Annotated in this window: 12 protein-coding genes; 5 read left to right on the plus strand and 7 right to left on the minus strand. The window is 58.2% G+C overall.

The annotated features are described in order from the left end of the window. Positions 1 to 3: 3 nt before the first annotated feature. Positions 4 to 474: a thiosulfate oxidation carrier protein SoxY gene (gene soxY / locus GBK02_RS06750; protein ID WP_203468968.1), complete on the minus strand. Its 471-nt coding sequence runs from the start codon at positions 472 to 474 to the stop codon at positions 4 to 6. Positions 475 to 488: 14 nt separating this feature from the next. Next, complete coding sequence (gene moaC / locus GBK02_RS06755; protein WP_203468969.1) at positions 489 to 971, minus strand: cyclic pyranopterin monophosphate synthase MoaC; 483 nt, start codon at positions 969 to 971, stop codon at positions 489 to 491. Between the two features lie 66 nt (positions 972 to 1,037). Between moaC and GBK02_RS06760 the strand changes: the two genes are divergently transcribed. The 3 genes from GBK02_RS06760 to pabB all read left to right on the plus strand — a co-directional run bounded on the left by GBK02_RS06760 (position 1,038) and on the right by pabB (position 4,491). Beyond that, positions 1,038 to 2,486 (plus strand): M48 family metalloprotease, encoded by a 1,449-nt coding sequence (locus tag GBK02_RS06760; RefSeq protein ID WP_203468970.1) that lies wholly within the window; start codon positions 1,038 to 1,040, stop codon positions 2,484 to 2,486. A gap of 38 nt (positions 2,487 to 2,524) precedes the next feature. Next, on the plus strand, positions 2,525 to 2,752 hold the full coding sequence (locus tag GBK02_RS06765) for a sulfurtransferase TusA family protein (protein ID WP_203468971.1): 228 nt from the start codon (positions 2,525 to 2,527) through the stop codon (positions 2,750 to 2,752). Between the two features lie 158 nt (positions 2,753 to 2,910). Further along, complete coding sequence (gene pabB, locus GBK02_RS16845) at positions 2,911 to 4,491, plus strand: aminodeoxychorismate synthase component I (RefSeq protein WP_239003198.1); 1,581 nt, start codon at positions 2,911 to 2,913, stop codon at positions 4,489 to 4,491. A 60-nt stretch (positions 4,492 to 4,551) separates the two neighbouring features. On the opposite strand, the gene GBK02_RS06775 is transcribed toward pabB, so the two are convergent. Genes GBK02_RS06775 through GBK02_RS06795 form a run of 5 tightly spaced genes read right to left on the minus strand, consistent with a single transcriptional unit; the run spans position 4,552 to position 10,222 of the window. Continuing rightward, positions 4,552 to 5,028 carry a hypothetical protein gene (locus GBK02_RS06775; RefSeq protein ID WP_203468972.1) on the minus strand — a complete coding sequence of 159 codons (477 nt, stop codon included), beginning with the start codon at positions 5,026 to 5,028 and terminating at the stop codon, positions 4,552 to 4,554. Positions 5,029 to 5,043: 15 nt separating this feature from the next. After that, positions 5,044 to 7,884, minus strand: a complete 2,841-nt coding sequence (locus tag GBK02_RS06780; protein WP_203468973.1) for a valine--tRNA ligase — start codon at positions 7,882 to 7,884, stop codon at positions 5,044 to 5,046. Positions 7,885 to 7,936: 52 nt separating this feature from the next. Beyond that, on the minus strand, positions 7,937 to 8,296 hold the full coding sequence (locus GBK02_RS06785; RefSeq protein ID WP_203468974.1) for a hypothetical protein: 360 nt from the start codon (positions 8,294 to 8,296) through the stop codon (positions 7,937 to 7,939). Positions 8,297 to 8,306: 10 nt separating this feature from the next. Continuing rightward, positions 8,307 to 8,729, minus strand: coding sequence for a DNA polymerase III subunit chi (locus GBK02_RS06790; protein WP_203468975.1), 423 nt, complete (start codon positions 8,727 to 8,729; stop codon positions 8,307 to 8,309). After that, on the minus strand, positions 8,726 to 10,222 hold the full coding sequence (locus tag GBK02_RS06795) for a leucyl aminopeptidase (RefSeq protein ID WP_203468976.1): 1,497 nt from the start codon (positions 10,220 to 10,222) through the stop codon (positions 8,726 to 8,728). The genes GBK02_RS06790 and GBK02_RS06795 overlap by 4 nt, the downstream gene beginning before the upstream one ends. 71 nt (positions 10,223 to 10,293) lie before the next feature. Between GBK02_RS06795 and lptF the strand changes: the two genes are divergently transcribed. Together lptF and lptG are read left to right on the plus strand one after the other, a co-directional pair. Then, positions 10,294 to 11,376, plus strand: coding sequence for an LPS export ABC transporter permease LptF (gene lptF, locus GBK02_RS06800; protein ID WP_203468977.1), 1,083 nt, complete (start codon positions 10,294 to 10,296; stop codon positions 11,374 to 11,376). After that, positions 11,376 to 12,461: an LPS export ABC transporter permease LptG gene (gene lptG, locus GBK02_RS06805; protein ID WP_203468978.1), complete on the plus strand. Its 1,086-nt coding sequence runs from the start codon at positions 11,376 to 11,378 to the stop codon at positions 12,459 to 12,461. Before lptF ends, lptG begins: the two co-directional genes overlap by 1 nt. Position 12,462: the final 1 nt, after the last annotated feature.

The following is a 12,462-nucleotide window of genomic DNA, read 5'->3' on the forward strand; positions in this document are numbered from 1 at the left end:
TGATTACCCTCCGCAACCGCCCAGGGTGACTTTGACTTCCCTGAAAGCGATATGGGTTTTGCCGTCGCCGGTCTTCACGGCAATGCGCAGACGCGTGGTTTCGGCGAGTTTGATCTGGATGCGAGCGTAGGGCAACGCAGGTGGGGTGAAGTCAATATTGCTGCACAGCGGCATTGGGTTTTTGTCGGCAAAAAGTGCCAGGCTGCGTGTGTTGGGAATATTGCTGGTGATGTCGATTTCAACCTTGGCACCGTTCTCGGCGATTTCCGGTGCAGTGATCAGAATGTCGCGTGATTCGGTTGCCCCGGCGTAGCCCTGTGCCTTCAGTGCATCGTTAATGGTGCGTGCGGTAAAGGCATTGCGGTTCCACTCGGCTGCGATCAGCCTGCCAGGCATGAGCAGGCCACTGCCGATAAGCGGTGCGAGCAGTGTGGCACTGGCACCTTTGAGTAGTTTGCGGCGTAATTCAAGCATGAGGTTTCTGACGTTCAGTCGGCCAGCCAGTGGCCCGATTTGCCGCCTTTTTTCTCAAGCAGGCGGACGTTTTCAATACGCATGCCGCGGTCTACGGCCTTGCACATGTCGTAAATGGTCAGCAGGCCGACCGAGGTGGCAGTCAGCGCTTCCATTTCAACGCCGGTTTTGCCAAAGCATTCGGCGGTGACTTCGCAATGAACTGCGGCGTTCGCTTGATCAATGACGAAGTCGGCGGTGACGCGCGTCAGTGCGATGGGGTGGCAGAGCGGAATCAGGTCGCCTGTCCGCTTTGACGCCTGGATGGCGGCGATGCGGGCAATGCCGAGGACATCCCCTTTTTTTGCGCTGCCACCGGCAATCAGTTGCAGCGTCTCAGGGTTCATGAAAATGCTGCCGCCGGCGCGTGCGGTGCGTGCGGTTTCGGCCTTCTGGCCGACGTCGACCATATGAGCCTGGCCGGCGCTGTTGAAATGGGTAAGAGGCTGGTTCGTCACGGGAGATTACAAAGGGTTACGTTGCGGCGGAAGCGTCGATTCGAGAGGCTGCGCTATCATAGCACCATGCCCTTCGCTCAACGCCTTGTCGCCGGCCTGCTCGCCCTGTCCCTGCTGACTCAGCCTGTGCTGGCCGACGATCTGCCGGAATTGGGCGATGTGGCGAGCAATGATCTCTCCCTGGCGACCGAGAAGAAAATCGGCCAGCAGATCATGAACGAGATTCGCTGGCGGGATCATGCGTATCTCGATGATGCCGATGTCGAATCCTATCTGAATCAGCTTGGTGGGCGTCTCACGGCCGTAAGCAACGATCCGGGCATGGGGTTCGTGTTTTTTCCGATCAATGATCCGAGCATCAACGCCTTTGCCATGCCGGGCGGGTACATCGGGATTCATACCGGTCTTTTGTTGTCGGCCCAGAGCGAGTCGGAACTGGCCGGCGTCATGGCGCATGAAATTTCACACGTCACCCAGCGCCATATCGCCCGCCAGGTATTCCAGTCGAAAAAACTGAGCATGGCTTCGATGCTGGCCATGGGGCTGGCGCTGCTGGCGGCACGTTCCAGCTCGCAGGTCGCGGGGGCGGCAATTGCTACTTCGCAGGCCGGGGCGATTTCTGCCCAGCTGGCGTTTTCCCGTGATTTCGAACGGGAGTCTGATCGCCTCGGTTTCGAAATTCTTCGGCGTGCCGGTTTTGATGTCCGCGGCATGTCCTTGTTTTTCGAGCGCCTGCAAAAGGCGGTTCGCTTGTATGAAAACAATGCGACAGCGTATTTGCGGACCCACCCGCTGAGCAGCGAGCGCCTGACCGATATGCAGAACCGCGAGCAATCGGTGGCTTATCGCCAGTATGTCGATAGTCCTGATTTTCAGTTGGTGCGTGCAAAATTGCGCGCCATGCAGGGGACGCCACGCGAAGCGGTGAAAGATTTCGACGAGCTTGTCCGCGAGAAGAAATATGCCTCCGAGGCTTCTGTGCATTTTGGCCTGGCGTATGCCTTGTTTCGTTCCCGGGATTGGGCCGGGGCCGAGCAGGAGATTTTGCTGGCCCGCAAGCTGAAGGTTTCATCGGCCATACTTGAACGCATGCTGGCCGAGATAAAAATTGCCCAGGGAAACGCGGATGCCGGCCTGGCCCTGTACCGCGAGGCGATGCAGCGCTATCCCTTCCATCAGGGGCTGCTCTACGGTTATGCCAGTGCCTTGATTGGCGCCCGGCGTTTTGACGATGCGCTACGTTTTGTCGAAACCCAGTTGCAGAGCTATCCGCAGGATATTCGTTTGCACAAGATGCGGGCCGAGAGCTTTGCCGGGCAGGGGCGCCGTGCCCAGCAACACCAGGCCCTGGCCGAATCATTTTCCCTGCAGGGGCAGACGGCAGCGGCCATCGAGCAGTTGCAGCTGGCGCAGCGGGCGGGCGATGCCAATTTTTATGAGATGTCGGTGATTGACACTCGTCTGCGTGAAATGAAACGTCGCCAGCTGGATGAACTCAAGGAACGCCGTAATTAAGGGTAAAATTCCTACCCTCATCAACTGGCCAATCGACCATGGAATTTGATCGCGATCTCGACGTTAAAGGGCTGAATTGCCCGTTGCCCATTTTGCGGACCAAGAAGGCTCTTGCCGAGATGGAATCAGGACAGGTGTTGCGTGTCCTGGCGACCGACCCCGGTGCGCTCAAGGATTTTCCGGCTTTCGCCAAGCAGACCGATAACGAACTGCTGGCACACAAAGAGGAAAATCGCATTTTCGAGTTTTACCTCAAGCGCAAGTAATTCCCCTGTTTTACGCTTTTCTTGAAGACAGGCGGGCGCCTCCCGGTGAGCCCGCCGCTTGGCTTTTCGAGGATCTGGTCGATTCTCGGGAGGCGCACGACGCGGCAACGCTCGGCCGTGCACTGGTTGAACTGGAAGACAAGCCGGGTTGGCGCGTCGTGGCGCTGGATTACGAGCTGGGCTATGTTTTCGAACCGAAAGCTGCGCCAGCAGCGTGGCAGGCTGCGGTCGAGCGCCCATTGGCCAGATTCTGGCATTTTGCACGATGTACCCCGCTGACTGCTTCCGAAGCCGATGCCTGGCTGGCCGGGCAGGTCGCTTTGGCGGCGGGTGGCGTCGGCGAAATTCGTCCGTGTATTTCGCAAAATGAGCATGCTGCTGCGGTCGACCGCATCAAACGACTGATTTCGGATGGCGATTGCTATCAGGTCAATCTGACATTTCCCACCGACTTTTCCTGGTTCGGCTCGGCCTTGGCGCTTTATGCCCGTTTGCGGGCCGTCCAGCCGGTACGCTATGGCGGATTTGTCGGCCATGATCGGGAGGCCATCGTTTCGCTTTCTCCCGAACTGTTTCTCGAGCGGCAGGGCGAACGCCTGGTGACGCGTCCGATGAAGGGGACCGCTGCCCGCTCGAAGGCGCCGGAGGTTTTGCGTACATCGGCCAAGGATCGGGCCGAGAATCTGATGATTGTCGATCTGCTGCGCAATGATCTTGGGCGTATTGCCGAACCCGGCAGTGTCACGGTCGACCGTTTGTTCGATATCGAGGATTACCCGACCGTCTGGCAGATGGTTTCGGAAATCTCTGCCCGGATCGGCCTGTCCAGCCTGGCGGATGTGCTGGCGGCGCTTTTTCCCTGCGGCTCGATTACCGGTGCGCCAAAAATTCGTGCCATGCAAATCATTGCCGAGCTTGAATTTGCCCCGCGCGGTTTATATACCGGTGCCTTGGGCTGGCTGGCGCCGAATGGCGATTTTCGGCTCAACGTGGCGATCCGGACACTGGAACTTGCCGCCGATGGTCGTGGCAAGCTGGGTGTAGGCGGCGGGATCGTGGCTGACTCGGTGGCCGAAGCCGAGTGGCAGGAATGCTTGTTGAAAAGCCAGTTCTTGCATCGTTGTGATCCCGGTTTGAAGCTGATCGAGACACTGCGTCTGGAAGACGGGGTTTATCTGCGCCGAGCCCTGCATCTGAGCCGTTTGCAGCATTCTGCTCAATGTTTCGGATTCAAGCTGGATGTTGCCGAGTTGTCTCGGCAACTTGAGGCACAGCCGACACATGGATGTTGGCGTGTCAGATTGACGCTGGACAAGGCGGGCAATCTGGAAGTGGCTGCTTTCCCGCTTGTTGATCTGCCAGAGACAGGCCATCTGGCCCGAATTGCGCTGCAGACGATTGATTCCGGCAGTATTCTGCGCCGCCATAAAACCACCGAGCGCCAGATTTACGACACGGCGCTGGCCTCGTTGTCGCCCGACTCGGCAGTATTCGATGTGATTTTTCTCAACGAGCGCGGCGAACTGGCGGAAGGTGCGCGCAGCAACATCTTTGTCGAGCGGGATGGCGTGTTGCTGACGCCACCTCTGAGCAGCGGCTGTCTGCCGGGGGTGTTGCGGGCTGAATTGCTGGCTGCCGGGCGTGCTCGCGAAGCCGTGCTCAGGCCGGAAGATCTGGCGGCCGGATTCTGGCTGGGCAATTCGCTGCGCGGTTTGCTCCGGGTTGAGCTGGAACAATAGCGCCCAAAGAAAACGGCCTGAAAACTTTCGTTTCCAGGCCGTCGACCGCAGTAACGCAGGTCAGTTGCGCAATTTGCGCAAGTAAATACCGATCAGCGAGAACAGGCCTGCTGCCACACCGTAATAGAAAGCCTTGGCCGCGACGTCCTGATATTCAACCAGGACCGGTACGTCATCTTCGACTTTGTAGCGGATGGTGGTCTGGAAGTGCCAGGAAGACGCCTTGACTTCATAAATGCCGTTTTCCTTCTTCCACTTCAGCCAATTGGCGGCTTCCTCGATATCGCCGGCCGGTTCTGGCATTTCAAGCGTGGTGTACAGGCCCTTGGCCTTGGCTTCGGCCAATTCGCTGTAAGCCAGTCCGCAGGGTTCCTTGTTGGCACACACTGCGGCAACACGGAATTCCGGTTTCCAGGTCGAGTTCTTTTCCCAGGGCCATGAAATGATGAAGGCCACCGTCCAGGCCCATACCAAGGCGGTAAAAATCATCAAGGCGATGAATATCTTGGCAAAAAAACCGCGTTTGTCTTCGGACATTGCTTTCCTTTTTGTTTAGCCCAGCTTGGCAAGCTGGGGCTTGAGTTTTTCCAGCGTGGCCGTGAAATCGGCAACTCGCTGCTTTTCCTGATCGATCACGGCAGCCGGAGCGCGGGCAACAAAACCTTCGTTACCCAGCTTGTTCTGCGCGATGCTGATCTGTTTTTCGAGCTTTTCGATTTCCTTGGCCAGACGTACCTTTTCAGCCGCAACGTCGATTTCCACCTTGAGCATCAGGCGGGTTTCGCCGACCACGGCGACCGGTGCCACGGCATCGGTTGGCATGTCGTCTACCAGTTGTACCTCGGAGAGCTTACCCAGAGCTTGCAGGATGGGGGCGAAATCGGCCATCTCGTCGCCGCCACCGGCAACCAGCAGCGGCATGCGCAGGGCCGGCGAGACGTTCATCTCGCCGCGCAGGTTGCGGCAGGCGTAGGCCAGCGCCTTGAGGCGCTCGACCTTGGCTTCTGAGGCCGGGTCGAGGCGGGTGAGGTCGGCGCGCGGATAGTCGGCGAGCATGATCGAGTCGTGCGTCTTGCGGCCGGCGATCGGCGCCACGGTCTGCCACAGCTCTTCGGTGATGAACGGGATCAGCGGATGGGCCAGGCGCAGCACGGCTTCCAGCGTGCGGATCAGGGTCCGGCGGGCGCCGCGCTGTTGTGCTTCGTCACCGGTCTGGATCTCGACCTTGGCGATTTCCAGGTACCAGTCGCAGAACTCGTCCCAGACGAATTTGTAGATGGCCTGGGCGATCAGGTCGAAACGGTAGTCGGTGAAGTGACGCTCGACTTCTTGTTCGACGCGCTGCAGCTGGCTGACGATCCAGCGGTCGGCAAAACTGAATTTGAGGCGTTTTTCGCCGTCGACCGTGCAAGCACCATCGCCGCCTTGTTTATGATCAAGGGCCAGGTCGTGGCCTTCGACGTTCATCAGCACGAAGCGCGTGGCGTTCCACAGCTTGTTGCAGAAATTGCGGTAGCCGTCGCAGCGATTCAGGTCGAACTTGATGTCGCGGCCCGGCGAGGCGAGCGAAGCGAAGGTGAAGCGCAGGGCGTCGGTGCCGAAAGAGGCGATACCTTCCGGGAATTCCTTCTTGGTCTTCTTGGCGATGCTTTCGGCCTGCTTGGGGTTCATCAGGCCGGTGGTGCGCTTCTCGATCAGTTTTTCCAGATCGATGCCATCGATCAGGTCGATCGGGTCGAGCACGTTGCCCTTTGATTTCGACATCTTCTGGCCTTCGCCATCGCGGATCAGGCCGTGCACATAAACGTGCTTGAACGGGATCTGGCCGGTGATCTGCTTGGTCATCATGACCATGCGTGCGACCCAGAAGAAGATGATGTCAAAGCCGGTAACTAGCACGGTCGACGGCAAATATTGCTGCAAAATCGGGTTGGCCGCGTCGATCGCTTCGTCGCCGGTCCAGTCCAGGGTCGAGAACGGCCACAGGGCGGAGGAGAACCAGGTGTCGAGGACGTCGTCGTCGCGCTTGAGCGAGCCGGTGTAACCCTGCTTGCTGGCTTCGGCACGGGCTTCTTCCTCGTTGCGGGCGACGAAGATTTCGCCATTGTCGCCGTACCAGGCGGGAATCTGGTGGCCCCACCACAGTTGGCGCGAGATGCACCAGTCCTGGATGTTATTCAGCCACTGGTTGTAGGTGTTGACCCAGTTTTCCGGGTAGAACTTGATCTCGCCCGAGTGCACGACATCGAGTGCTTTTTCGGTGATCGACTTGCCGTCTTCGCCTGGCTTGCTCATGGCGACGAACCACTGGTCGGTGAGCATCGGTTCGATGACGACATTGGTCCGGTCGCCACGCGGCACCTTCAGTTTGTGCTTGTCGACCTTGATCAGGATGCCTTCGGCTTCGAGGTCGGCAACGACGGCCTTGCGGGCGTCGAAGCGGTCGAGGCCGCGGTATTTTTCCGGGGCGCTCTCATTGATCTTGGCGTCCAGCGTCAGAATCGAAATCATCGGCAGGCCGTGGCGTTGACCGACCGCGTAGTCGTTGAAGTCATGCGCTGGCGTGACCTTGACGCAGCCGGTGCCGAATTCGAGATCGACGTAGGAATCTGCGATGATCGGGATTTCACGGCCGGTCAGCGGCAGTTTCACCAGCTTGCCGATCATGTGCTTGTAGCGTTCGTCTTCCGGGTGGACCATCACGGCGGTGTCGCCGAGCATGGTTTCCGGACGGGTGGTGGCGACCACCAGGCTATCGCTGCCATCGGCCAGCGGGTAGCGGATGTGCCACATGAAGCCGTCTTCTTCTTCCTGCACGACTTCGAGGTCGGACACGGCGGTATTGAGCTTCGGGTCCCAGTTCACCAGGCGCTTGCCGCGGTAGATCAGGCCTTCATTGAACAGGCGGACGAAGGTTTCGTTGACCACCGTGTTGAGGCCGGCATCCATCGTGAAACGCTCGCGCTTCCAGTCCGGGCTGGTGCCCATGCGGCGCATCTGCTTGGTAATCGTGTTGCCGGAGTATTCCTTCCATTCCCAGACCTTTTCCAGGAACTTCTCGCGGCCGAGATCGTGGCGCGAAATGCCTTGGGCATCCAGTTGGCGCTCGACGACGATCTGCGTAGCGATGCCGGCGTGGTCGGTGCCCGGCTGCCACAGCGTGTTGTGGCCGCGCATCCGGTAGTAACGGGTGAGCGCGTCCATGATTGTCTGGTTGAAGCCATGGCCCATGTGCAGCGTGCCGGTCACATTGGGCGGCGGCAGCAGGATGCAGAAATTTTCGTCAGGAGCTTTGCTGCGGTCGACGCCGGCAGCAAAGTAATTTTGAGATTCCCACTCGGGGTACCAGCGGCGTTCAATATCGGCTGGTTCGAAGGCTTTGGCGAGTTCCATGGGCTTGTCGGAAATGGGGAAACCGACAATTATACCGGAGCATAGCCCCGGTTCAGATGGGATCTGGCTCGGTAGGCTGGAGTCTGGCCAGTTCTTCCCGCTCGGCCAGAAAATCGCGGACGGTATCCGCGATCATGCCGGGGAGTTCAGCGGCGAGACGCTCATTGATCCGTCGTGTCAATTCGTGCGTGATGATGTCGAGCATGGCCGCATCGATCGATGGGGGCGGGTCTTCCTGTGTTGCTTGAACTGACGATGCGACGTCCGCCGGCGTCTCGATGTCGAGCAGAACGGGAAAATCATCGTCCTCGACAATCGCATCGGTCAGGATGGGAACGTCTTCGCCTTCTGGTGTGTTGGCACGACGCCGTTGCATCAGGGCGTCGGCTCGGGCAAGGATGGGGCTGGGCACGCTGCGCTCCTTAACGTTCGCTCAGGTCGAAGTAGCGGACTTCGCAGCCGTGTTCCTTGTAAAACCTGACACGTTCACGAGCCGCCGAACGGTCTTCATCGCTTTGTCCGACCACTTCAATCAGGTTCTGAAAACGTGCATAGCCTGGGGGGATGTCGTGGCTGAGGTTCATCAGGCGTTCCTGCTGGGCGGGGCTGTCCAATCGGTCGGTAATCAGGATCGGCGTCTCTGCAGCCAGCGGCGAATCAGCCCGGCAGTGCGGGACGAAGCTGAGTGCGGGGTGCGTCCACAGCCAGCGGTCTACGCCACCGGCAATTTCCTTGTCGGTGGCGTAGACCAGCATGGCTTTCTTTTTGGCGTAGGCGCCACCGAGCAGCGCGCAGGCAGCGGCTATCTTGTCGGTTGCGCCGTGATAAAAGAAGACTTGGGTCAATTGAGCTTTCCAGCGCGTTGCAGCAGGTAGTGCGTCAGCAGTGGAACTGGGCGGCCGGTTGCGCCTTTGTCGCTGCCTGATTTCCAGGCTGTGCCGGCGATGTCGAGGTGAGCCCAGGCGAATTTCTTGGTGAAGCGCGAGAGGAAGCAGGCGGCACTGATCGCGCCGCCCCAGCGCCCGCCAATGTTGGCCATATCGGCGAACGGGCTTTTCAGGAGGTCTTGGTAATCATCCCAAAGCGGCATGTGCCAGGCACGGTCGAAAGCTTCGTCACCGGCGTCCAGCAGTTCGCGGGCCAGGTCGTCCTTGTTGGCAAACAGGCCGGTGGCAATGTTGCCGAGAGCGACAACGCAGGCGCCCGTCAGCGTGGCAACGTCGATCACCGTCTCCGGCTCGAAACGTTCGGCATAGGTCAGTGCGTCGCACAGAATCAGGCGACCTTCGGCGTCGGTATTGAGGATTTCAATGGTTTGGCCGGACATCGAAGTGACAATGTCGCCCGGTCGGGTGGCTGCGCCACCCGGCATGTTCTCGGTGGCCGGTACGATGACCGTCAGGTTGATCGGCAGGGCCATCCGTGCGACAGCATGAAGTGCCCCCAAAACGCTGGCTGCACCGCACATGTCGTACTTCATTTCATCCATCTCGGCACCTGGCTTGAGAGAAATGCCGCCTGTGTCGAAAGTGACGCCCTTGCCAACCAGAACAATCGGTTTCTGGCTGTTTTTGGCGCCTCGATAATTCAGGATGATCAACTTGGGCGGTTGGTGCGAGCCTTTGGCCACGGCGAGCAGTGAGTGCATGCCGAGTTGTTCCATGTCGGCGCGCTCGAGAACGCTGCATTCCAGTTTGAATTCTGCAGCCATGGCTTGGGCTTGCTCTGCCAGATAGCTGGGGTGGCAGATATTGGGTGGGAGATTGCCGAGGTTTTTGGCCAGCGCCATACCTTCCCCGATCGCGATGCCTTGCTCCAGGCCTGTCGTTGCTTCGGCAAGTTCACGGCGTCGCTCAATGCCGATTCTGAGCTTTTCCAGTTGGCGGTGGGGTTCGCTCTTTTGGGTCTTGAATTGCTCGAATTTGTAAGTTGCATCCAGTGCAATGCTTGCTGCTTGGCGAACGCACCAGGCAACACTCCGTTTTTTGACGGCCAGTTCAGTCAGGTACAGGGTTGCGTCCGGCAAACCGATCTCGTTCAGTTTTTTGAATGTGCTGCGGACAGCGCTGGTGAACTCCTTGTCGCGGAAATCCTTTTCCTTGCCCAGGCCGACCAGCAGGATGCGTTCGCTGAGTACGCCCGGTACATCGTGGAGCAGCAGTGTACTGCCCGGCTTGCCCTCCATGTCGCCGCGCTGGATGATCTTGGAGATGAAACCGTTGCTTGCCTTGTCGAGCAGTGCTGCCGGAGAGGTCAGTTTGCCGGGTTCAAAAACACCGACAACAACACAGCTGCCGCGCTGTTTTTCCGGGCTACCATTTTTTATGCTAAATTCCACAGGCTGCTCCTGTTCAGGGAAATATCAGTATCCGCGGGATTATCACCGCATTTTTTCGGTTTCGTCAAAGCATGATATTTGAGCGCGCCCTCAGGCGTGAGTTCGCTCAGGCAGCTGCTGGCATTAGTGTTGCCTTGCTGGCCATCCTGACTTCCACACAATTAATCCGCTTGCTGAAAGATGCGGCGGGTGGGCATATTGCGCCCGAAGCCGTTGCCTCCCTGCTTGGGTTTGCCGCGCTGAATTTCATGCCGGTTTTGCTTTCCCTGACGCTTTTTGTCGCCATTCTGCTCAGTTTGTCGCGCGCCTATCGCGATTCGGAAATGGTGGTCTGGTTCTCGTGCGGTCGTTCGTTGACCGCATGGGTTTCGCCAGTACTCAAATTTGCCTTGCCGATTGTCCTGGCTATTGCCGCCCTCTCTGGCTTTCTTTCGCCGTGGGCGAACTACAGCACGGCACAGTACAAGCAGAAGCTTTCTGCCCGTAGCGATGTTTCACAAGTGGCTCCAGGGGCTTTTCGTGAAGCAAAGCGTGGGCAGCGGGTCTTTTTTGTCGAGGCGGTGACTGAAGACGCAAGCCAGATGGGCAATGTTTTTGTCGCCTCTTTCCAGGATGGGAAATTAGGTGTCGTCATGTCCGATGCCGGGCACCAGGAAGTGGCGGCCAATGGCGATAAATTCGTTGTTCTCGAACATGGCCGCCGCTACGAGGTAGAGCCGGGTACGCCTGAGTTCAAAGTCATGGAGTTCGAACGCTACAAGGTTCGTACCGAGGATGGTGAGGCCAGGCCAGCGGATCGTTCGCCAAATCGCTTGCCCATCACCGATTTATTGTTTGATGACAGTGCTCCGGCTCGCGGAGAGTTGCTGTGGCGCATTGGCGTGCCTGTCTCGGCCCTGATCCTTGCCTTGCTGGCAATTCCGCTGTCGTACGTCAACCCGAGGGCCGGGCGTTCGGCCAACATGTTGATCGCGATTCTGATCTACGCCATCTACAGCAATCTGATTTCGGTGAGCCAGGCTTGGGTGGCGCAAGGTAAGTTGTCTTTCTGGATCGGCGTCTGGGCCGTGCATGTCGTCATGCTGCTGCCCCTGGTCCTGCTCTTTTATCGCAGAATTGCCATTCGCATGCCCTGGCAGCGGAGAAACAGCTGATGTTCCGTATCGCTTTGTATCAGCGCTATTTGATGCGCGAAGTTTTTGCGGCTGTGTTTCTGGTGCTTGCGGCATTTCTCGCGCTGTTCAGTTTTTTCGATCTGATCAATGAGCTGCGCAGTGTCGGGCGAGGCGGTTATCAGCTGAACCATGCCTTGCTTTTTGTCACACTCAGCCTGCCAGGGCTGATTTATGAATTGATTCCGATTGCTACCTTGATTGGCAGTCTCTACGCCCTCTCGACGTTGGCACGCCATTCTGAAATCACTGTGCTGCGCGCGTCGGGGCTGGCAACCAAAGATTTGCTGATGACTTTGTTTCGTGTCGCGGGCTTGCTTGCACTGCTGACGCTTTTCGTTGGCGAAGGGTTGGTGCCTTTTGCCGAGAGAACTGCTCAGGAACTACGGGCACGAGCCTTGAGCAAAGTGATCGCTCAGCAAGGTTTTGAAACGGGATTGTGGATCAAGGATGGGCGGAGCTTCATCAATATCCGCAAGGCAATGCCCGATTCCAGCCTGAAAGGCGTCCGGATTTATAAGTTCACATCGGCCAATACGCTGGAGTCGGTCATGGAGGCGGAGGATGCGGTTTTTCAGCAGCCTGATCGCTGGCTGCTGAGTGGTGTCGTTCGGACTGTTCTTGAAGCTGACAACTCATGGGTCGAGCGTCGCGAAACGGTAGAGTGGCATTCTGCGGTCAACCCGGACTTGCTCTCGGTGCTGATGGTTTCTCCTGAGCGCATGTCTCTGCTTGGTTTGTTGAATTACCGGCAGCATTTGTCCGAAAACAAGCAGCAGACCGAACGTTACGAAATTGCGATCTGGAAGAAAATCATCTACCCGTTGGCCGCTCTGGTCATGGTGGCCTTGGCCTTGCCATTCGGCTATTCGCATGATCGCGTCGGAGGGGTTAGTCTCAAAATATTCGCCGGCGTCATGCTCGGGATACTTTTCTACGCCCTGAACGGACTTTTCTCGAATCTGGGGATCATCAACGCCTGGCCACCCTTTGCCAGCGCAACCGCACCGTCAGCTTTGTTCATGCTGGCCGCTGCGGGTATGTTGTGGTGGGTCGAGCGGCGCTAGC

It is taken from the genome of Dechloromonas sp. TW-R-39-2 (assembly GCF_016864195.1).
GTDB lineage: Bacteria > Pseudomonadota > Gammaproteobacteria > Burkholderiales > Rhodocyclaceae > Azonexus.